General features: G+C 40.3%; 17 protein-coding genes and 1 other annotated feature. Of the genes, 8 read left to right on the top strand and 9 right to left on the bottom strand.

What is annotated here, in order from left to right; all coding sequences use genetic code 11:
* Positions 1 to 58: 58 nt before the first annotated feature.
* The gene (locus CSV73_RS03890) at positions 59 to 1,441 is read right to left on the bottom strand and encodes an anthranilate synthase component I family protein (protein WP_233202838.1); all 1,383 of its coding nucleotides are present in this window, start codon (positions 1,439 to 1,441) and stop codon (positions 59 to 61) included.
* Between the two features lie 88 nt (positions 1,442 to 1,529).
* Positions 1,530 to 1,749: a binding site (T-box leader), on the bottom strand.
* A 174-nt stretch (positions 1,750 to 1,923) separates the two neighbouring features.
* Between CSV73_RS03890 and CSV73_RS03885 the strand changes: the two genes are divergently transcribed.
* The 3 genes from CSV73_RS03885 to CSV73_RS03875 all read left to right on the top strand — a co-directional run bounded on the left by CSV73_RS03885 (position 1,924) and on the right by CSV73_RS03875 (position 6,912).
* Positions 1,924 to 2,628: a pseudouridine synthase gene (locus CSV73_RS03885; protein ID WP_085132071.1), complete on the top strand. Its 705-nt coding sequence runs from the start codon at positions 1,924 to 1,926 to the stop codon at positions 2,626 to 2,628.
* Positions 2,629 to 2,880: 252 nt separating this feature from the next.
* Complete coding sequence (locus CSV73_RS03880) at positions 2,881 to 5,298, top strand: bifunctional diguanylate cyclase/phosphodiesterase (RefSeq protein WP_099626700.1); 2,418 nt, start codon at positions 2,881 to 2,883, stop codon at positions 5,296 to 5,298.
* A gap of 312 nt (positions 5,299 to 5,610) precedes the next feature.
* Positions 5,611 to 6,912, top strand: coding sequence for a uracil/xanthine transporter (locus CSV73_RS03875; RefSeq protein WP_232319235.1), 1,302 nt, complete (start codon positions 5,611 to 5,613; stop codon positions 6,910 to 6,912).
* 26 nt (positions 6,913 to 6,938) lie between these two features.
* Here CSV73_RS03875 and CSV73_RS03870 read toward each other — a convergent pair whose 3' ends face one another.
* From CSV73_RS03870 to CSV73_RS03840, 7 genes are all read right to left on the bottom strand, one after another.
* Positions 6,939 to 7,550 carry an SAM-dependent methyltransferase gene (locus tag CSV73_RS03870; protein WP_099626699.1) on the bottom strand — a complete coding sequence of 204 codons (612 nt, stop codon included), beginning with the start codon at positions 7,548 to 7,550 and terminating at the stop codon, positions 6,939 to 6,941.
* Positions 7,551 to 7,599: 49 nt separating this feature from the next.
* Complete coding sequence (locus CSV73_RS03865) at positions 7,600 to 9,171, bottom strand: sensor domain-containing diguanylate cyclase (protein WP_085132074.1); 1,572 nt, start codon at positions 9,169 to 9,171, stop codon at positions 7,600 to 7,602.
* A gap of 140 nt (positions 9,172 to 9,311) precedes the next feature.
* Positions 9,312 to 9,929: an NAD(P)-dependent oxidoreductase gene (locus CSV73_RS03860; RefSeq protein ID WP_085132075.1), complete on the bottom strand. Its 618-nt coding sequence runs from the start codon at positions 9,927 to 9,929 to the stop codon at positions 9,312 to 9,314.
* Positions 9,930 to 10,042: 113 nt separating this feature from the next.
* A complete protein-coding gene (locus CSV73_RS03855) occupies positions 10,043 to 11,491 on the bottom strand; it encodes a phospholipase D family protein (protein WP_099626698.1) in 1,449 nt (482 codons plus the stop codon).
* A 109-nt stretch (positions 11,492 to 11,600) separates the two neighbouring features.
* Positions 11,601 to 12,377 (bottom strand): ABC transporter ATP-binding protein, encoded by a 777-nt coding sequence (locus CSV73_RS03850; protein ID WP_099626697.1) that lies wholly within the window; start codon positions 12,375 to 12,377, stop codon positions 11,601 to 11,603.
* Positions 12,378 to 12,442: 65 nt separating this feature from the next.
* On the bottom strand, positions 12,443 to 14,128 hold the full coding sequence (locus tag CSV73_RS03845; RefSeq protein WP_085132078.1) for a BCCT family transporter: 1,686 nt from the start codon (positions 14,126 to 14,128) through the stop codon (positions 12,443 to 12,445).
* A gap of 185 nt (positions 14,129 to 14,313) precedes the next feature.
* A complete protein-coding gene (locus tag CSV73_RS03840) occupies positions 14,314 to 15,561 on the bottom strand; it encodes an EAL and HDOD domain-containing protein (protein ID WP_099626696.1) in 1,248 nt (415 codons plus the stop codon).
* A 279-nt stretch (positions 15,562 to 15,840) separates the two neighbouring features.
* On the opposite strand from CSV73_RS03840, the gene CSV73_RS03835 reads away from it, so the two are divergent.
* The 5 genes from CSV73_RS03835 to CSV73_RS03815 all read left to right on the top strand — a co-directional run bounded on the left by CSV73_RS03835 (position 15,841) and on the right by CSV73_RS03815 (position 20,835).
* Entirely contained in the window at positions 15,841 to 16,056 is a 216-nt protein-coding gene (locus CSV73_RS03835; RefSeq protein WP_099626695.1) for a spore coat associated protein CotJA, read from the top strand.
* Entirely contained in the window at positions 16,056 to 16,319 is a 264-nt protein-coding gene (locus CSV73_RS03830) for a spore coat protein CotJB (RefSeq protein ID WP_099626694.1), read from the top strand. The genes CSV73_RS03835 and CSV73_RS03830 overlap by 1 nt, the downstream gene beginning before the upstream one ends.
* A gap of 36 nt (positions 16,320 to 16,355) precedes the next feature.
* Positions 16,356 to 16,925, top strand: a complete 570-nt coding sequence (locus tag CSV73_RS03825; RefSeq protein WP_085132082.1) for a manganese catalase family protein — start codon at positions 16,356 to 16,358, stop codon at positions 16,923 to 16,925.
* Positions 16,926 to 17,039: 114 nt separating this feature from the next.
* Positions 17,040 to 18,707, top strand: a complete 1,668-nt coding sequence (locus CSV73_RS03820) for an ABC1 kinase family protein (RefSeq protein ID WP_085132083.1) — start codon at positions 17,040 to 17,042, stop codon at positions 18,705 to 18,707.
* A gap of 55 nt (positions 18,708 to 18,762) precedes the next feature.
* On the top strand, positions 18,763 to 20,835 hold the full coding sequence (locus tag CSV73_RS03815) for a catalase (RefSeq protein ID WP_199092933.1): 2,073 nt from the start codon (positions 18,763 to 18,765) through the stop codon (positions 20,833 to 20,835).
* Between the two features lie 89 nt (positions 20,836 to 20,924).
* Here the strand turns inward: CSV73_RS03815 and CSV73_RS03810 are convergent, their stop codons facing one another.
* A complete protein-coding gene (locus tag CSV73_RS03810; RefSeq protein ID WP_099626692.1) occupies positions 20,925 to 21,809 on the bottom strand; it encodes a LysR family transcriptional regulator in 885 nt (294 codons plus the stop codon).
* Positions 21,810 to 21,812: the final 3 nt, after the last annotated feature.

Here is a 21,812-nt window from a genome sequence, read left to right as displayed (position 1 = left end):
TCTTCCCTTCTCGTCTAGATGTTTACGTGATCTTTCAGTAATGCCTGTGTCTTGGTAATCACTTTGTCATTTGTGTTGCTTCTAGTAAAGAACGAGCTTTATTGGACGTTTCTTTATATTCTAGTGAAGGGACAGAAGCCCCTACTATGCCGGCACCTGCCTGGACATACGCTTTGCCTTCTTTTACGAGCATTGTACGGATCGTTAATGCGAAGTCAATATTACCGTTTAGACCAATGTAGCCGATAGCGCCTCCATAAATTCCACGATGCTGATCTTCCAGTTCATCAATCATATCCATGGCGACCGTTTTAGGAGAACCGGTTACAGTACCCGCTGGCATTGTCGCTTTTAACGCATCCAGTGCATTTAATCCTGGAGCCAGGTCACCCATCACTTCGGAAACTAAGTGCATAACATGTTCATAACGAACTGTTTCCAAGTAATTTGAGACTTCAATCGTTTCGGGACGACAGATTTGTTGCAATTCTTTCTTGCTTACTTCCACTAGCATATCGTGTTCGGACAGCTCTTTCGGATCATGGCGTAATTCGATTTCGAGCGCTTCATCTTCCGCTTGATCTCGCCCTCTTCTGCGTGTGCCCGCAATCGGATTTGTTAATACTTTATCTCCAGTGACACGCACAAGACTTTCGGGCGACGTTCCGATTACTGTATGATCTTCAAACTCCATGTAATACATATACGGAGATGGATTGCGGCGACGCAGTTTACGATACAACGCAAATGGATCACCTGTAATATCTGCTTCAAAGCGACGTGACAGAACGACTTGTTCCGCCTGTCCTTCTTTAATTGCATCAATAACAATCTGAACACGACGCTCAAATTCTTCCTTGGAAATAGCACAACGATAATCAGATAGAGAAACACTATCCTCTTTATCGACGGAGCCATTAACAATCATGTCTTCGATGGCGTCCAAGTCGGGTGCTTCGTATACCGGATTGATTTCTGTATGCAGTAATGTCACTTCGTGCAATTGATGGTCATAGATCACAATCGTATCGTAAATATTAAAGTAGACATCCGGCATTTGAAGATCATCAGCTGTTCGTTGTTCACCATTCCTAGCTGCACCGTATCCTACATAACCAACCGCACCGCCTGTAAACGGAAATCCTGCATCTTCCGTAATACGAGGCATGAGACGCTTCAATAAAGTATACAGATCTCCTTCATGCGTATAGGTTCTATTCGTTGAGTAGACGATCTCTTCTACTACACCATCCCGACCACGATAGGCTTTTTGCGGATTCAGTCCAATGAATGAATAGCGCCCTGACCCATCTGCTTGCGAAGAACTCTCCAATAGGAACTTATGGTTTCCTTTCAATCTTCTAAATATCAAAATAGGAGTTAAGGAATCTCCTTCAATCTTTCGCGTCGTTACCCGTAAGTTCTTCTGCACTGTCATCATAATCATTCTCCTCTTCTCTATGGACTGCTGTATAGTTCTTATAATTAAATAGAAAAAGCCCTCTGCAAACAGAGCCAGTTAGCCTGTTGCAGAGGACGATTATGTAACCGCGTTGCCACCTCAAATTGAAGCACCGAAGCACTCCCACTTTATGTGTTTTCACACTGCCCTTAACGCGGGCAAACGTCTGTTTTTCATCAAAACAGCTGCCATAAGTCCATTCACGAATGATGTGTATCAGTTTTCACCAACCACTGATTCTCTAGGAAGCACATGCAATCGCTACTCTTCTTATTCATATCTTTTCGCTATTCTCTTCTCTGCTAACTCATCTCATCTGCCGGGACGATTCCGCTATCGAAACCTTCTGTCCATCTAGTTATTATACTTATCTTAATATGCTGAATCTTTAATGTCAACAATTTCTTACGGGAAAAATGCTATAATTAGCTTATGGTAAAAAGTGCGGAAGGAGAATCTTTATGCGGATCAATAAATTTCTAAGTGGTGCAGGTATTGTATCCAGACGAGGTGCAGATCAGTGGATTGCCGACGGTCGTGTGAAAATCAATGGACAATTGGCAGAGCTTGGAAGTAAAGTCGAGGCAGGCGATCAAGTAGAGGTCGACGGAAAACTAGTCGAACAAGAAGAGCAGTTAGTGTATATTGCACTGAATAAACCAGTAGGTATCACTAGTACAACAGAACGTCATATTGAAGGTAATGTTGTAGATTTTGTTAACCACCCATTACGAATTTTCCACATCGGACGTTTGGACAAAGATTCCGACGGTTTATTACTATTAACAAACGATGGTGATATCGTCAATGAAATCCTGAGAGAAGAACACGGTCATGAAAAGGAATACATCGTGACCGTGGATAGTCCCCTAACCGCCTCATTTATTTCACAAATGGAAAACGGAGTGAAGATTCTCGATACTGTAACGAAACCTTGTACGGTGAAAAAACTCGGTCCTAAAACTTTTTCTATTATATTGACGCAAGGTTTAAATCGTCAAATCCGTAGAATGTGCGCAGCTCTCGGCTATCATATACGCCGCTTGCAACGTGTGCGGATACTTACTATTGAACTGGGTGATCTCCCGATTGGTGAATGGCGAGAACTAACAGATACAGAGCGTGATAAGTTATTCAAAACACTTCAATACGAACCGAAGAGATAAAAGATCATGGAGGCCCTACAAAGCTTCCATGATCTTTTTCCTATGCAATGCTTTAATATTTCTAATACCCCTAATAACCTACATTTATTTACTTCAATAACTAGTTCAAAACTCTCTTATTCATGCTATAATCAGACAGTTGATATATTTACTTCTACCTATTAGGTATTTTTATATAATTTCACAACTCTTAGCTTCCAAATCAAGGACTATTCTATCCCCTAACTTTACTTAAAGAAAGGATGTGCCTTTATGGCGTTATATACTCCTAGTATTTCTTCACATCTGTCCACACTACTTGATGAAAAGTTCTGTATTTCACTCATCGATGTAAATGGTCATCTCACCTATGTAAATCAGAACTTTTGTGAGCTGACAGGCTATAGCGAAGATGAATTGATAGGTAGGACGTGGAAAAAGTTAAATAAAAATCTCTCTGTTGAAGAGATGCTTTATACGCTTACAAAGCATTTTCTCCATGCTACCGTCTATCAAGAGTCTATACAAATTTATTCTAAGTCAGGTACAGTGCACTGGTTGGATATCAATATTGTTCCCATTTATGATTCTGCCAAAAACTTAACGGGTTATCTCTCTCTCGATATTGATGTCACCCGATCCAAACTGGTATCAAACGAGTATGACAAAACCCGTACCGACTTGCAAAACTTTAAATATGCACTGGATGAATCAGCAGTAGTCGTTATTACTAATCCTCAAGGCGTAATTACCTATGTCAATAATCGCTTCTGTATCCTTTCGGAGTATTCACGTAAGGAACTGATCGGCAAAACACATCGGGTAGTCAACTCAGGTACACATCCTAAAAGCTTCTTTGTGAATATGTGGGAAACGATTCAGTCCGGACAAGTATGGAGAGGCGTAATCCGTAATAAGTCTAAGTCTGGAAACTTTTATTGGGTCCATACTACTATTGTTCCGTTTATCGGCCAAGACGGTAAACCATTTCAATATATTTCCATACGCCAAGATGTGACCTCTCAGATGGAAGCGGAAAAATCACTGGAATTGGCATTAAAAAATGATTTTACTATGACCGTGAAAAATCTTCAAAATGCTATTTTTAAATATTCTTTTGATGAAAATAATCAAATCAATATTACATTACTAGAAGGAAAAGTAGCCGAACAACTGGGTATCACTGCGAATACACTTAACCAGCTCACAACGAATAAAGCGTTCATGTCGTCTACATTTAAGCGACAGCTTCTTGGAGCTTTACTGGGCCGAGTTGGACAGTTTGAAATTGACTATCACTCAAGAACTTTTCTAGTTTATCTCTCTCCTATTTTTGAAGGTGAGAATGTAGTCGAAGTTGTCGGTACCGCCAGTGATATTACCGATCGTAAAGAAGTTGAACGTTTAGTAGAACATATGGCATTTCACGACCATCTAACTGGATTGCCAAATAGAAGGTTACTGAAACAGACAGTGGAAGACTTAATTGAGACCCGTTTAAACAACCAACAACCTTTTGCCCTGCTTTATATGGACTTGGATCGTTTTAAGAATATCAATGACTCCATGGGGCACTTTGTAGGTGATCAACTGCTTAAAGCGGTTGGTGCAAGATTACAAACACTCGTCAGACAAAATGACTTGGTCGGTCGACTTAGTGGAGACGAGTTTCTTATTCTGTGTTCTTCTACGACGAAACAAGGTGCACAAATGGTGGCTCAGCGAATCGTCAATGAAATATCAAAATCTTTCCTTATCGATTACTTAGAAGTCTTTATTGCTCCAAGTATCGGAATCAGCATGTTTCCAGACGATGGAGCACAATACGATACGCTTATTCGTAATGCAGACTCTGCTATGTATTTAGCAAAACAATCTGGTAAAAGCACCTATCAATTTTTCACAGAAGAACTTTATAAAGACTTGATGGAAAGAACGTTAATAGAGATGGAATTACGTCAAGTACTTCAAAAAAAGGAATTGTCATTACATTACCAGCCGCAATATGAATTCAACACAGGAAATATGATTGGTATAGAAGCATTAGTACGCTGGCAACACCCTTCTCGAGGAGTGATACCTCCCGGGCAATTTATACCTATAGCTGAAGAAACCGGGATGATTCTTGCTATTGGTTTATGGGTGCTAGAGACTGCTTGTAGACAGGCGAAAGAGTGGCAAGACTTAGGCTACACTTCACTATTGATGAGCGTGAATGTTTCCTTACGCCAGTTTAAAAGTAGTAGTTTCGTGGCAGATGTTAAGAACACACTTCATAAAACGGGCCTTCAGCCACAATACTTGAATATTGAAATTACAGAGAGTATGACATCTGACGTGGATTATTGCCAAAGTATTTTACAAGAGCTACGTGATATCGGTATTAAAATTAGCATCGATGATTTTGGAACAGGCTATTCCTCATTAAGTTATTTAACTAAGTTTCCTCTGACTCATCTTAAAATTGATCAATCTTTCGTCAGAGAATTGCATTCAAATTCGGTGATTGTCAAAGCTATTATTGATTTGGCTAAGAACTTACATTTACGGGTGATTGCTGAAGGGGTCGAAACATACGAACAGGCCGAATTCCTCAAGAAACTAGAATGTGATGAAGCACAAGGATTCTTGTATTCTAGACCCGTGCCGCCTAACGAACTTCTACAGTTACTTAATAATATAAAGTCTTGAAATATGAGGCTGGGATCTCACTAGAAAATAGTCCTCTCTCCTACGCTATAAAAGGTACGCTCCTGTATCTCAAAAGTTACTTTTATAAATACGTAGTCAAAAAGAAAAATGCATGAAGGAGAAGAATGATCCTTCATGCATTTTTGGGTTTTGTCCCAGCCTCACTACTTTTATATGTGATCAACGATAAATTACTTTTTCATCAAGGTAGTACTAGAAATATTATTCTTCCTATTGATTTTGTGCTATAGTTTTCTTTATATTTCAATTTTTTTGACATACATAGATAAATAACTACAAGGAGAGATGAGAATGGGTACTACTCAAATGCGGTATTCAATTACTGCGTTAGCTGGATTTCAATGGTTGTTCTTTATGTTCGCTAATACAGTGGTAATCCCCATTTCGGTCGGTACTGCTTTTGAGCTTGAGCAGATAGAAATCGTTTCTGCTATACAGCGCTCATTTATTTTCACAGGAATGGCTTGTTTACTACAAGGAGCATTTGGACATCGATTGGCATTGATGGAAGGTCAATCAGGTTTATGGTGGGGTGTGGTACTCAGCTTGGCCGGAACTGCGAGTGCGATGGGCTTAAGTCTAACTACAGTTGGTGGCAGTATTGCAGTAGGCGCCATGATTTCCGGTGTTCTGGTAGCTACACTGGGTATGCTCGGCATGGGTGATATTCTGAAGAAGTGGTTTACACCTGCTGTAATGTTCGTGTTTTTGCTATTGTTGGCTAATCAGTTGATTACCATCTTCTTAAAAGGAATGATTGGTCTCAATGACGGTGAATTCATCAGTTTGTCGAAGACTATATTTTCATTCGCTCTAGCAGGTTTGACGATTCTGATTCATGTGAAAGGAAAAGGGATCATCAGCAGTTTGAATCTGCTCATCGGTATGACCGTTGGTTGGGTTAGTGCTGTGCTGATTTTTCCGCAAGTAGCTACTGAAACGATAAAAACTACGCCGTTTATCCAATGGTTTCCTTGGGGTGAGCCGACACTTGAAATCGGTATCGTGATTACAGTGGTCATTACAGGTTTATTGAATACGACGAATACCATCGCTACCCTAAAAGGTGCGGAAGATATATATGAAAAAGAAACTACTAAAAGTCAGTATAAAACTTCATTTCTCATTACAGGAGGCATGAATATTGGAGCGGGTGCACTGGGTCTCGTTCCGTATGCACCTTATGCTTCATCCATCGGTTTTCTACAGTCCAGTGGGATAAAGGACAGAGCCCCTTTCTTTATCGGCTCCATTCTGTTTATTATCCTTGGACTCGTACCGCCTTTAAGTGCTTTTTTTTCCACTATTCCTCAAAGCGTTGGAAACACGGTATTATTCGTAGCATATTTACAATTATTTCGATCTGCTCTGCGCAGCGTGGAAGGATTAACTTTCGAACCTAAAACCATATATCGAGTTGCATTGCCTGCACTTCTCGGGTTATCTATTATGACATTGCCAGCTACTGTGTTTTCTTCACTTCCTGAGCTCGTTCAACCTCTCTTATCAAGCGGGTTGCTAGTAGGAATCTTAGCTGCACTCTTGATGGAATTAATTTTCTGGATTGGTCAGCGGTTCAGTCTTTCTACATGAAAATAATTCAGTCCTGATCTAAATGATCAGGGCTGTTTGTACGTATAGACTAAGAAACGCTCTGCTTTGTCGTGAATTTGCAAATGTGTAATCGGTATCTCCGCTATCTTTTCGAATAATGGGTGACGATGCAAGAAATAAACATACTCGTCGGTCGGATAATATAGAATGATTTCCAATGCACGAGGGGAGTTTTCGGCTGACTTTAGAATCCGTTGAACTACAGTTCGAAAAATTTCCAAAGAAAACGGATTAAAAAAGTAGAACGTCACGGCATCTGCCGGAATGATGTAACTCTCCGCTATACAGCATTCAAATGAAATAGATCCAGGTCTCTTAGGAAAGGCTTGCCGATAATCCATCAAGTTGTTCATTGCATTTTGGTGTAACACACTATTCATTTCAATACCTATCGTATCCAAACAAAATAGATGATTCACATAAAAAGGTACTCTTCCTTTTCCACAGCCAAAGTCGATCAAGCTCCCTTCTTTTAGAAGGTCATGTTCGGCAAATAAATAATCTAGCATCTCGTAAGGTGTTGCTTCATAACGATTATAATGAGATGACTGATGAATCCATTCTCTAATACCAAATGTTTTGATGTGTAAGCGTTTATCCATAAAGTGCTCCGGCATTGTTCTATCACCTTCCTATTGATCTACTAGTAAAGAAAACCTCGGCATATTACTCATGCCGAGGTTCATCGGAAACGACGATGGTCTTATTACGTCCGGTACGTTTGGCTTCATACAGACTTTGATCAGCCAACTCCGTAAGTCGCGCTGGATGGTTTGCGTGAAGTGGATAAGCAGCTACTCCAGCTGAAATTGTAATGACTTCACCGCAAGGACTGACTGTGTCTTCCAATTTTTCACGCAGGCGTTCTGCAGTCAGATAAGCAGTAACTTTATCCGACTTCGGTAATAAGATGACGAATTCTTCTCCACCGTAGCGGCAACATACATCTTGCTCGCGAACCGTTCGTAGCATCAAGTCTGCCAAGTAGATCAGTACTTTATCGCCAACTGCATGACCGTAACGATCATTGACACGTTTAAACTTGTCTATATCAAAAATAATTAAAGCGAATGGTGTCCCTTCGTCTACCCATTGCTTCATGTAGCTATCCATCATTCGGCGATTCGTTAACTTCGTCAAAGGATCTGTTGTGGATTGATGAATGAAGTAGTTCATCTCGTTTTTGAAGTAATCCAAACTATGTAACATAGCTCCTTTTAATTGTTTTGCTTCATAATACCAGTCAGAGATTCCTACCATCTTTACTTTTTGATCAGATTCTGTACTGTTTTCGGTATAGTAAGCTAATCTTTGGAGTGGCAACGCAATCTTTCTAGATAGATACCTAACCAAGAAGAATGATAGGAGTAATAACGGCAAAGACTTTAATGCCATCTCCAACACCATTTCTTTTGCAGGGGCAACAGATACATCTAGTTGTCTTTGTGCTACGATTCCCCATTTGGCAATGGGTACATATGCATATCCTGCTAACATAGGTACACCTTTTGTATTGATCAACTCTTTGTAACCACTTTCTCCTGTAACGACTGTCTGGACCACTATATTACTAGAGACATCATCCTTCAAACGACCGTCTTCTTGATGATAGATTAATCTTCCTTGCGCATCAACAACATATACATATGAATCATTCTTATAAAAATGTTCACCTAGAAGAGTCTCTAAAATGTTTGGTTTGTTAAGATAAATTGCGCCACCTATAAACCCTTTATATTCGTCCTCTTTAATGATCGGCACACTAATAAAAATAATCAGTTCTCCTGTGAGTCCTATATAGGGTTGAGATATCATGGGTTTTCTTTCTCTAACAGCTTGCTGGGCTCCAACAGATGTCAGTTTTTCCCCTAGCACTTCCAGATTGGGTGGGGAAACTCCGAGCACAATGCCTTCTGCTGAAGAAATTACAACAGAATTAAACGTACTCGTCTGTGATCTGACACGCTCCGCAATATTACCCAACTGCGCCTGGGCATTTTCTTGATCAATAAATGGTAGTATTTCATCAGTATTCGCTTCAAGAATTTTTAGTGTTTCACGTAGATAAATATCTGTTGTGGAAGACAATTTCTCGGCATAAGCATAATTGGTTTCTAATGTAGAATCTATTATCGCTTGCTTATTCACACGATACCCTATCGTTGTACTCGTTAGAAAGGTCAAGACAATTGCTAGTAACGCCACGACTTGAATTAAATTTTTCAAGGACCATCTCATCTGTTTCCCAATCCCCTTTTCCCTGTGGTGCTATCCTCCTATTATATCATACGGTAAGGGACTATTTATGAGCCTTTTTAATTTTCAATACAAAAACTACCAATACTTAGAACACAATCTCACATAGATATATATATTTATTAATATGAAATTCCTACCCTATATCCCTTATGCTCTTGTTTAGATAGTTCATTATAAGCAAACGCAGCAGTATCGCCGGTAGATATTTGCGCACCATCAATTGGCAAGTACTCTCTTTCGATTCGATAATTGCCGACCGCTTCCCCATCTGGTAAATAGGTTGGGCAAACTATCGTCCAGTCTAAGCCAGAATCTTTCAACATAGTATATACTTTATGATGCTCCTCTGCCGCAAATGTCAATTTACGATGGGATTCATTCGATTGATAACGTAATTTGGTCGGTTCTGTTCTACTATTCAATATACCTGCCGTTCCAATCGTTACAATCCTTTTCATTCCGTATTCTTTCATCGCTTCAATAATGGCTGGCATTGCTTCTGTCAATGTGGTTGTTTTGTCAGTGCCAAGCGCACTTACGACTGCGTCAGCACCCGCCATTGCTTTTTTTACTGTATCGGCGTCCCGTACGTCTCCTGCAATAATCGTCAGCTTTTCTTGAGGTTTGCACTTCTCAGGTGATCGAACCAAAGCTGTTACTTCATGACCGTCAGTTAATGCATGACGAACGATCTCACTACCTGTACGACCTGTTGCTCCAAATAGTACAATCTTCATCTACTACCTCTCCAATCTTTTTCTTCGTTTTAGAAACTGTGCATGTTTTATGTTCGTGCTTTGTATCAAATATGATTAATACATCGTTAACAATATACGGTGCTTATCGAATGTTAATAGGATGTAAGCTTAGCCCAGCGTTGCAATGCGTAAATTCCTCGTTGGAAGAATGTCAGGCTATTTTGGTATTCTTCTACATCCAGAGTGTATAATGCATCTTCGTTATTCCATATCCTATCGAAATACGCGTTGATTTCATCCGTCAGCTCACTGTCGGTTGGTGCTATAATGCGCAGATTCGCCTCCAAGTTATAATCACGTAACGTGCGCTCCGTTATATTGGAAGATCCGTTTGTAATATATGTTTTGTCTGCGGTCTGTACCGTTACTAACTTGGTGTGATATTGACCGATTACGGTATTGTACCAACGCACTTTGATTTTATCGTCTGTATTTTCTCTTATTTCTTGAACGACTGGACGATTAGGTAAACCTGATTTTTTACTACCGAATGAGTTTTCGTTCGGATCCAGGACAATCTCTACATGTACCCCCCGATTAGCCGCTTCTTCTAAAGGCTGGATTACTTGTTGCTCAGAAAGATAAAACATGCCCATACGGATAATATCATCTTTTTTCGCTTTCTTAATATCGCTCACTAAAGCATCCATTACCTTGCTCTCAGTCAAGTACTGAACTTGATAGGGCCCTTTTTGTTCTCCTGTTTCGATACGCGGTAACTTTCCGCCTGAAGAATACTGAAGCACTGCTTCTTCCGATTCCAATATATCATTTTGGATCGGACCTTTCACTTTGAATGCTACATTTCCGTGACGACCACTAGCTGCGTGAGGATTGGATGAGGTAACTAATGCCGCTTGTTCTGTCACGAGAGTTTTTCGGTGATTTGCTTTAACGTTCAACAACTTCAGATAAGATGAAAACTTCACGTCAGGCGCATCACTCGCCAAGAAGTTCGGGAAACGGTTTTCCCCATTAAAATCAAACCACTGAAGGAAGATGCGGTATATCCCAGAGTATAGAGGCATCGAATCACGCAAAGGCTCCAAGTCTGTATACACTACTTGTACACCTGCTTTTTCCAATGCTTTAAACCATTCTGACTCATAGGATTCATAGCCGGTATTCACTGGATCCGTTATGTAGACGATTGGCATGTCAGGGAACTCTTCCTTTTTCTTGACAAGGACATCTGTTAGTTGATCCGCAATTTGAGGAAAATCTTCTTTTTCATCGTAGTAATCATCCATTAAAAAGAAATCGAGTACGACAAACTCTTGTGCATCTTCAATCATTTGAAATACTTCATTGAATATACGAAGTTCTGATTTGTAGTGATCTTTCGACTTCGTCTTAGAGTACGTTAAATCATAGATGAACTCCACATCCTCTACTTGATGGAGATCCCCTTTATAGGAAATACCGGGTGGCAATGGCTTATACGTTTGCCAAAGCATGACACCCATATAAAGCAATGCAACGAAAAGCAGCACATAGGAGGCTATACGTTTTTTAGTCATTTTACGTTTCTCTTTCGTCACAAGCTCTCTCCTCTTTCACTCACTTATTTGGAATACCAGTTCACGAACACTTCGTCTAAGATATTATGATATTCCCTTTCTATCTTGTAATAAACTGTATAGGTCTTCGTTATTTCATCGAGAGATAGGGTCGTTCAGCATGCCACTCAATAGTTACAGGAACCTGATACGTTTCGGATAGCAGTTCATCCGTCAACACTTCTTTTTTAGAACCACTCGCTACGATTCTTCCTTCTTTTAATAATAGCGCGTGAGTGATTTCGGGAACGAGTTCCTCTATATGATGTGTAACATAAACGAGATGCACATTATTTTTTGTAGCTGTTTCAATTGCTTCAAGAAATTGTTCTCTTGCCAAAATATCCAACCCCGAACACGGCTCATCCAAAATCAATAAATCTGGATCAGCCATCATAGCTCGTGCGATCAGCACACGGCGTTTTTCGCCTTCAGAGAGTAGTTTGAACTTCTTTCCTTTGACGGGCTCCAATCGAAATTCCTTCACTAAATAATCCGCACGTATCCAGTCTTCAGTTATTATTTCATCGTAAATGCCGAAGCTCGCAAATTTACCACTAATGATGATCCGTTCAATCGATTCATTCCAGAAGTAGTCTGAGAATTTTTCTAAAGAACTGCTCACAAAGCCAATTTTTTTACGTAATTCAGGCAAATAGGCACTCCCAAATTGTTTACCTAGCACCTCTACTTCACCACTGGAAGGAATTTCATAAGTAGAAATAATCGATAATAACGAAGTCTTGCCAGAACCATTTAAGCCAAGCATCCCCCACTGCTGTCCTTGCTCAATCTCCCAAGTGATATTTTGCAAGATTTGGTTATCTCCCCTTTTAAACTGAACGTCTTCAACTTTTACAATCGCCACATAAATTCTCCTCTCTCTAATAAAAGACCGGTTCGCGCTATGATGCTACGAACCGGCCTTTTCTTCTATTCGTTCTTTTCTTTCTCTACTTCACGATACTTTTTCTTTTCAAGTTCTTGATACTTTCTATCGTTTTTCTCTTTTATTTTTCTTGCCTTTTCCGCTTCTCTGCGCATTCTCTTTTCTTTTTCACTTTCTTTCCGTTTACGTTTCTTCTTGACTTCACCTTCTACGTGTTCAAATTGACGAATATCTGTCGGTCTGACTGTAATCGGTTCTCTGGCCAGTAGTTTGGCCAACGAAAAGATTAGTAATAGTAGAAGTAAGGTAAACGGTAAGGCAGACACGAGTGACGCGGATTGCAAAGCCTCTAATCCGCCTGCATATAATAATACAGCCGCGATTGCAGTCATCAAGAATCCCCAGACGAATTTCACAATTAATGGAGGGAACAAACTACCTCGCGTTGTCATACTCGCTAGAATATACGTAGCTGAGTCAGCAGACGTAATTAAGAATGTAAAGATTAAGACAATGGCCAGGAACGATACGATCCCTGTCATCGGCATATGTTGAAGCGTCGCGAAAATAGCTGACGTAACATCCTTGTCTACTTCTTGTGCGATTTGTGTACCATTACGTAAATCACTGTATAGTGCAGTTCCACCGAGCGTTGCAATCCACATACAAGAAAATGCTGGTGGAATGACCATAACACCCATGATAAACTCTCTGATTGTTCGTCCCTTCGATACACGTGCAACGAATGCACCAACGAAAGGAGACCAAGCGATCGTCCAAGCCCAGTAGAAAATAGTCCAATCTTTCACCCAAGTACCGCCTTGATAAGGCTGAAGACGTAAACTGTACGTAATGAAGTTATTAATATAATCTCCAATGGCCAGCGTAAAGGTTTCCAATATAAATACTTTCGGTCCTACTAAAAAGAAGAATAGTAATAATGCAATCGCCATACCCAAGTTAAAGTTACCTAGATATGCAATACCTTTACTTAGACCTGAAGCAGCAGACGTCATATAGGCAACGAACACAACGGCAATGATCAGCAGTTGAATCGTAAACGTACTCTTAATATTAAAGACATACTCTAGGCCACCACTCATCTGTAGGACACCCATACCTAACGAAGTAGCAATACCCATGACAGTTGCTATAACCGCAAATGAATCGATGCCTGTCTTCACGTGACGATTGCTTCCGATCAAAGGCTCAAGCGCTGTTGAAATCAAACCGTCTTTCTTCTTTCGGAACTGGAGAAACCCAATAACTAGCCCTACTATACCAAAAATGGCCCATTGTGAAATGCCCCAGTGGAAGAAAGAATACCCCATCGCAACACGTGCTGCATCTTCTGTATGTGAGTCAATACCTGCAATAGGTGACTTGAAATAGTGACTCATCGGTTCCGCCACACCCCAGAACACTAGCCCTACACCGAAACCAGCAGAAAAGAGCATACCAATCCACGTGAAAAACGGATATTCTGGGCGTTCTGTATCTCCACCTAAACGAATGGCCCCAAATTTACTAATTGCCAACCCAACTAAAAATATAATGACAATAAATACAGCAAGTAAATAGAACCATCCAAAGTTATCTGTCGTGAAATGATAAAGCCTTTCGGCAACCACACCAAACGGTACAGGTATAGTCGCTCCTAATATGACGAGTATAAGAATAAATACGGCAGAAATAGAGAACACGGGATTTTTCCAGAACTTTTTGTCCAAACTTATCGACTCCTAGTGTTCATTTGGTAACTTTCTTACTACACTCTTTACCCCGATTTCAAGAGATATAACGTACTTCTGCCTATATAAATTACAGAACAAGAAATTACCAAATAGATTATAACTGTCTATATTACACATCAAAAAAGACATCTTCAAGAGAAAATGTCTTTTTCCATATGTATTCAGTGTATTTCATCCTCTATTCCATGCGACCAGTGCAAGGCTTGTAGAAAGATATCGCTTAACTCTTTTTTAGGGATTTCCAATTCACGTGAAAGTCGCTCTACTGTTTTCCATTCAAAACGTTCTACCGATTCTATTAGTTCCATGTATGGGCTCATTTCCGTTTGCTTTCCATTTAACGTATCCATAATGACATCAGACAAAGAAAGTAACGGCAAAATATCTTCCCATTTACGCTTCATCACTGCATCAATCAATGAAAACATGCCTGTGAGAAAATATTCGTCTTTATTTGGTTTTCTATTATACTTCGCTAGCAGTTCACATGCTCGTGCACGACGAAGCGATAATTCAATAAGTGCTTTCACACGACCATCTTGTAGATCTTGGCCTAAATCATATAGCATTAAGACTTGTAACCATTTCTTCGTTTCATTTAGTCCAATCATCATTATCGCTTGTTTGATGGAGCTGATTTGACGTGGTATATCGAAGGCTAATGAGTTTATAAAGCGCAATAATTTATAAGAAATCGATACATCTTGCATAATTAAATCCGATAGCTGATTGATGGATTGGGAATCCTTTTGGAAATAATCAATAATTCGCAGATGGACTAATGTATTGGATGGAATTTCGGCACTTTTAATAATGTCAGGTTTCGCGAAAAAATAGCCTTGAAACAAGTCATAGCCACTCTTTAATGCAAGCTGATAATCAGCCTCTGTCTCAACTTTTTCTGCCAATAAAATAATCGATGGATACCTTTTTAAAAACGTGGTAATGTGATGTTTCTCCTCTATACTCGTTTGTATGAAATCCACTTTAATAATGTCCACGAGTTCAAATAACTGGGTATATACTATATATTGGTCCTGTAAAATAAAATCATCCAGCACCAGCGTGAATCCCGCTTCCTTAAACATGCGCAGCCGATGCAACAAAGCAGGCGTTATTTCCACATCTTCTAGAATCTCAATCACTACTTGATCGGGATTCAAACTCATAAATATATCCTGCGCCAGCAGTTCTCCTGAAAAGTTTATGAACGAACGCACACCACTCGTTACCTGATCTATTCCAATAGAGAGAAAAGTATTGATTAATAGACCGATTGTAGCCTGTTCAGGATTTATATCTGGAAAGAAGTTTTCTTCGCTATTTCGGTACAGTAGTTCATATGCATAAATCTCACCAGATCGGCTTAGGATCGGCTGCCTTCCGATAAATATGGAGTAATCATTCATCTAGTCCATCTCTGCGTTTCATTTGAACGTCTCCTTCATTGTATATATTCATCCTAGAGAACTACTGAAGTTGCATATCCCCATTATTAATTCAACATGTTCATATATGTCTCCTTCCATTGTACTAGAATGCAAGTTATTAATAAATATATTAATTAGTTGTAACCGTTCTAGTCTAAGAGCCTATTGTTACTGCAAATTATTTGTGTGCTAGAGAGAGTGGGTCCATTCATACACCGAGAGATAGCTGCATATCTTGCGTAGAGGAGTTGATAATGAATGGATTATACGTTCAGAGGAAGTTATGAACCGTATATATCTCCATGGGATCCGTGTCCACCTGTCAAAGTCAAAACGTTTTCTTTACCGCCTCAGCTTTTCATGAATTTCCAACCTCCTTCACTTCCACAATTTTCACCAGCTGAAGCTTTACAATACGGGTCACTGTGGCCAGCACTAGTCGACGGCTATTCAAAAAGGGAGGGGATCTCCTGATGGATGCAACTGAACGAAGAGATATGTTGAAGAGTGTGCAGCAAGCCGATTTTGTGGTAGTCGAACTAACACTCTACACCAACACGCATCCTGACGATGAGGAAGCACTTACGCAATGGCGACTTGCGATTAAAGAAGTGGCAAGTCTGAGAAAAATGTACGAAAAGCGTTTTGGACCGCTTTCCTTACATTCTGTACCGTCAGAACAAGCACTGGATACAGGCTGGCGTTGGAACCAAGCACCTTGGCCGTGGCAAATGTAGTCTCAAATATGCACTAGGTTACTGGAGGGAATATTGATGTGGGTCTATGAAAAAAAGTTATTGTATCCGGTAGAAGTCAAAGAGTGTAACCCAAAACTTGCGAGATACATTGCAGAGCAATATGGTGGCGCAGATGGCGAGCTGGCTGCTGCATTACGCTATATGAATCAACGGTATACCGTTCCCGATAAAGTTATCGGTGTACTGAATGACATTGCGACTGAAGAGTTTTCCCACTTGGAAATGCTTGCCACCATGATGTATAAACTAACGAAAGATGCGACACCTGAACAACTTGAAGAAGCCGGGCTTGGTGCACATTACGTCAATCACGGCCATGCGTTGTTTTATGAAAATGCAGGCGGTGTGCCTTTCACGACTACGTATATTCAGGCTAAAGGAGATCCAATAGCTGATCTGTATGAAGATATCGCAGCAGAAGAAAAAGCGCGCGCTACGTATCAATGGATCATCGATATCTCAGATGATGCATGGATTAATGATTCTCTTAAATTTCTAAGAGAGAGAGAAAACGTGCATTCGCTGCGTTTTCGAGAAGCGGTCGAAGTCCTGAAAGAAGAACGTGACAGGAAAAAAATCTTTTAATATGAAAGGGTCTTCTTTTCTTTTTTCAATAAAGAGAAGGAGACCTTTTTAGTGTTTAATTTCAGGTATTCAATGGTATCTTTTGTAGAGAGGGTAGATACGGAGGTGTTCTTTTTGTTAAAAAGAAGAATGAAAAATGCACAGCGTTCACAAGAAATCCTAAATGTCTTTTTGAGAAATGGATTCAGTCATATCTTATTCCGGCTTGGACTGACAGATCGAAAGTTTACTTCTGCAGATGAACAAGTAGATTTGAATTTATACCATGTCGGCAAAAAATTAAGAACGGCATTAGAACAACTCGGACCAACTTTCGTTAAGCTTGGACAAATTGCCAGCGGCCGCCGTGATTTAGTACCAGAGGAAATCGCTTCAGAGCTTGAAAAACTTCAAGACCATGTAGAGTCATTTCCATTTGAAGTCGTAAGAGAAATAATCGAGTATCAATTAGGTGGAACGATTGAAGAACTCTTCTTGGAATTCAATGAAAAACCGCTTGCCTCGGCTTCCATAGGCCAGGTGCATACCGCTCGCTTGCCTAGTGGAGAACATGTAGCGGTGAAAATACAGCGACCTAATATTCAACAACAAGTAAATACAGACCTAGCCATCTTGCACGACCTGGCAGGATTTCTCGAAAAGAATATGGACTGGGCGAAAGCATATCATATTAAGGATTTAATCTATGAGTTCTCTCATTCTCTACGGGAAGAACTGGACTATCAACTGGAAAGCCGTAACGCAGAAAGAATCTCACAACAATTTGCGAAAGACCCCACTATTGAAGTTCCATTTGTTTACGATGAATACACTACGCGTGTTGTCTTAACAACAGGACTAGTCACCGGCATTAAAGTGAGCAACGTCGAACAACTGGACCGCGAAGGATATAATCGCCAAGTTATTGCAGAAAGAATTGCGAATTCTATGCTTTCCCAGGTAATGGAGAATGGATTTTTCCACGGTGATCCTCATCCCGGTAATATCTTTATTGCCCCTGGAAACGTTATCCATTATTTAGATTTTGGTATGGTCGGTCAACTAAGTAAGGAAATGACTTACCATTTCATTTCATTACTTATTGCATTGCAAAAAGGAAATATTACTAGAATAATTGATGTCTTTGATACTATGAATATTTTGCATGAAAATACTAATACGGATGCATTATATCGTGACTTGCAGATTATTCAGCGAAAGTATTATGAAACGTCACTTACAGATTTAAGGCTAGGCGATGTATTTATGGAAATTTTCTCCATTGCATATCGACACCGCATACGTTTACCGAATGAAATCGCTATTCTAGTAAAAGTGATTCTTACACTTGAAGGTGTACTAGGAAAGCTGGATCCGTCATTCAGTATTATGAAAGCTATTGAGCCGTACGGTAAAAAGATGGTATTCAAACAATTTGACCCACGCTACTTACTAGAAAATGGTTGGCACTCTTTTATCAAGAATGCGGAAATTTTGTCTGAATTGCCTAACGAGATGAAAAAAGCCGTCAAAACTATACAAAAAGGTAAAGTGGAATTGGATGTAGGCTTGAAGCAAACAAATATCATTTTTCGCCGACTCGACAAAATTGCCAACCGTCTTTCATTAAGTATTGTGTTGTTGGCATTCAGTATTCTTATGGTCGGTCTGATTATCGGTTCTGCCATTTCTGGTCAAACCGCGCTCTTCTTAAAATTACCTCTTATTGAAGTCGGCGCGGTCATTGCATCGTTAATGTTTATTTATCTGCTATTTTCTATCATACGTTCCGGAAGAATATAGTCCTCTGTTTATCCCCACGCAATTGGGGAATAAGAAAAGCAGGTTACTATTTACGATGGGAGGATTTTATGTGAAGAAAGATCATCAACTAAACGAAGAAAGTAAAAACAAACAATTGGAAACGTTCCGTTCCTATGACAACGAACATTCTATGACAACAAATCAAGGTTTGAACATTTCAGAAGATGAACATTCACTAAAAGTAGGGACACGTGGTCCAACGTTGATGGAGGATTTCCATTTCCGAGAGAAAATGACGCACTTTGATCACGAACGGATCCCAGAGCGGGTAGTTCACGCACGAGGCTTTGCGGCGCATGGCGAATTCGAAGTATATGAGTCTATGAAGAAATATACGAAAGCAGGATTTTTACAAGAACCCGGTATCAAAACTCCTGTATTCACCAGATTTTCTACTGTAGCGGGAAGTAAAGGGTCTGCTGAAACTGTGCGTGACGCACGAGGTTTTGCTGTGAAGTTTTATACGCAAGAAGGAAACTATGATCTAGTCGGAAATAATATACCGGTATTCTTTATTCAAGATGCTATTAAATTTCCTGACTTAGTTCACGCTGTGAAGCCTGAGCCACATAATGAAATGCCGCAGGCCGCATCTGCACATGATACATTCTGGGATTTCGTTGCGAACAATCAGGAATCTGCACATATGGTCATGTGGCAAATGTCCGACCGTGCGATTCCACGAAGTTTCCGTATGATGGAAGGTTTTGGTGTACACACCTATCGATTGATAAATGACCAAGGTGAAGCGCATTTTGTAAAATTCCACTGGAAACCAAAGCTCGGTGCCCACTCATTAGTTTGGGATGAAGCGCAGAAGATTAACGGAAAAGACCCTGACTTCCACCGCCGGGACTTATGGGAATCGATTGAAAATGGAAACTTCGTAGAATTTGAACTGGGCATACAGATACTAGAAGAAAAAGATGAATTCAAATTTGATTTTGATATTCTAGATCCTACCAAGCTATGGCCTGAAGAAGATATTCCAGTAAAAATTATTGGGAAGATGACATTAAACCGCAATGTAGACAATGTATTTGCAGAAATGGAACAAGTTGCGTTCCACCCAGGTAACGTTGTACCGGGAATTGATTTCTCCAACGATCCATTGCTACAAGGTAGATTGTTCTCTTATACAGACACACAGTTAATCCGTCTAGGCGGACCTAACTTCCATGAGTTACCTATCAACCGACCAGTCTGTCCGTTCCACAATAACCAGCGTGACGGATATGGCAGACAGACAATCAACGTGGGACAAACTCACTATCATAATAATTCTTTATCCAACAATAAACCGGATACGACTCCCGAGGAAAATGGCGGATACGTACATTATCAAGAGAAGGTGGAAGGCCGTAAAGTACAAGCTCGAAGTGATTCATTTAAGGACCACTTTTCACAAGCCCGACTATTTTGGAACAGTATGTCTAACGCAGAAAAAGAGCATATTATCGCAGCATTCAGCTTTGAAATTGGAAAAGTGAATGATATGAATGTGAGAAAACAAGCGGTAGATATGTTTGCTAATGTTGATATCGATATGGCCACTCAAGTTGCAGATGCAGTGGGTGTCGATGCACCAACAGATGTGACGCAGTCCACTGAATCCAAGTCATCCCCAGCCCTTAGTCAGGAAAACACGGCGAAGGTACCCGATACTCGTTCAGTGGCGGTATTGATCACGGACCAGTTTGACGATGAAGCACTTGAGCCATTTTTAAAGGCCTCATTGGATGCAGGTATGACAATCGATATTGTGAGCGAGAAGTTCGGTAAGCTAACTGGCAAAAATGGAGCTACAGTTGATGTAGATGAAACGTTGTTGACAGTTCACTCCGTCTTATATGACGCGTTATATGTCGTTGGCGGACAGGCGAAGCAACAACAGAAATTCGAGGCGGATGTCGCTGATTTCGTTAATGAAGCGTATATGCACTTCAAACCGATCGGCTCTGCTTCAGCAGCTAAAGAGTTAATGGAGAAGACGAAAGTAAAACCAGGTCCTGGCATTCTGACAGACTTGAAAGTTTCAGGTAAAGGCGAGCAATGGGTAGAGGCTGTTGCACACCACCGCTTCTGGGATCGTAATATTTACGCATAATCAAACCAAAGCTGCCGCAAGAAGATCCACTTCTTGCGGCAGCTTTATATGTATTGTTTTCAGTTATTAATTCGTCACGTGTAACTTATTTAATTCTTCTCCAATATGCCAATAAACTTCGAAGCAGCTGGTGATAACGATACTTCCTTTAAGTAGCATACACCGATGCTCCGCTTAGGTATGGGCTTCAGAAATTCTACTTCCTGAAGCATGCCGCGTTCCAAGTATTCTTCTGAGAACTCTTTCACTACACAGGCAATGCCCAAATTGATTTGGGCAAATTCCAGCAATAGCTCATGCGAACCCAATTCAAATTCAGGGTGAATTTTTACACCCTCTCTCAACAGAAAATCTTCTACATACTGACGCGAATTGGATTTCGACTCCAGTAATATTAACGGCAACTTCGAAAGTTCGTGCAAAGGTACAGGCTTCAGAAACAACTTCTTAAACCGTTCGCCATAAACGAAGGTATCTTGCACATCGAAACAAGCGCGCTTCTCCAACGAATCGTCTTCAATTGGAAAGTTGCAAATTGCTATATCCACTTCGCCTGATTTCAACGCGGCGATTAGCTCTAACGTAGTGCCATTAATAATTTTGAATCGGATACCCGGAAAACTCGTATGAAAAGCTTCCAGATAAGGTAGCAGATAATAACGAGATATCGTATCCCCTACCCCTATTTTTAATTCACCAGATGATAGATTCTTCAACTCCAGCAACTTTTCATTGCCTGCCACGATTAAATTTAGTGCTGAATTGACATACTCGTATAGCAAGGAGCCTTCGTCGGTCAATGTCACTCCTTTGGATGTACGGTTGAATAGACGTGTATCCAATGCCCCTTCTAGTTGCGATATAATTTGACTGACAGCAGGTTGTGTCATAAATAAACTTCGGGCGGCTTTCGAGAAGCTTTCATTATGCACAACTGTACGGAAGACTTTATACCACTCTAAGTTGATTGACATATA

Source organism: Sporosarcina sp. P1 (genome assembly GCF_002743155.1).
GTDB lineage: Bacteria > Bacillota > Bacilli > Bacillales_A > Planococcaceae > Sporosarcina > Sporosarcina ureae_B.
Note: the sequence above shows the minus strand (reverse complement) of the source record. Positions and strands in the feature narration are given on the sequence as shown.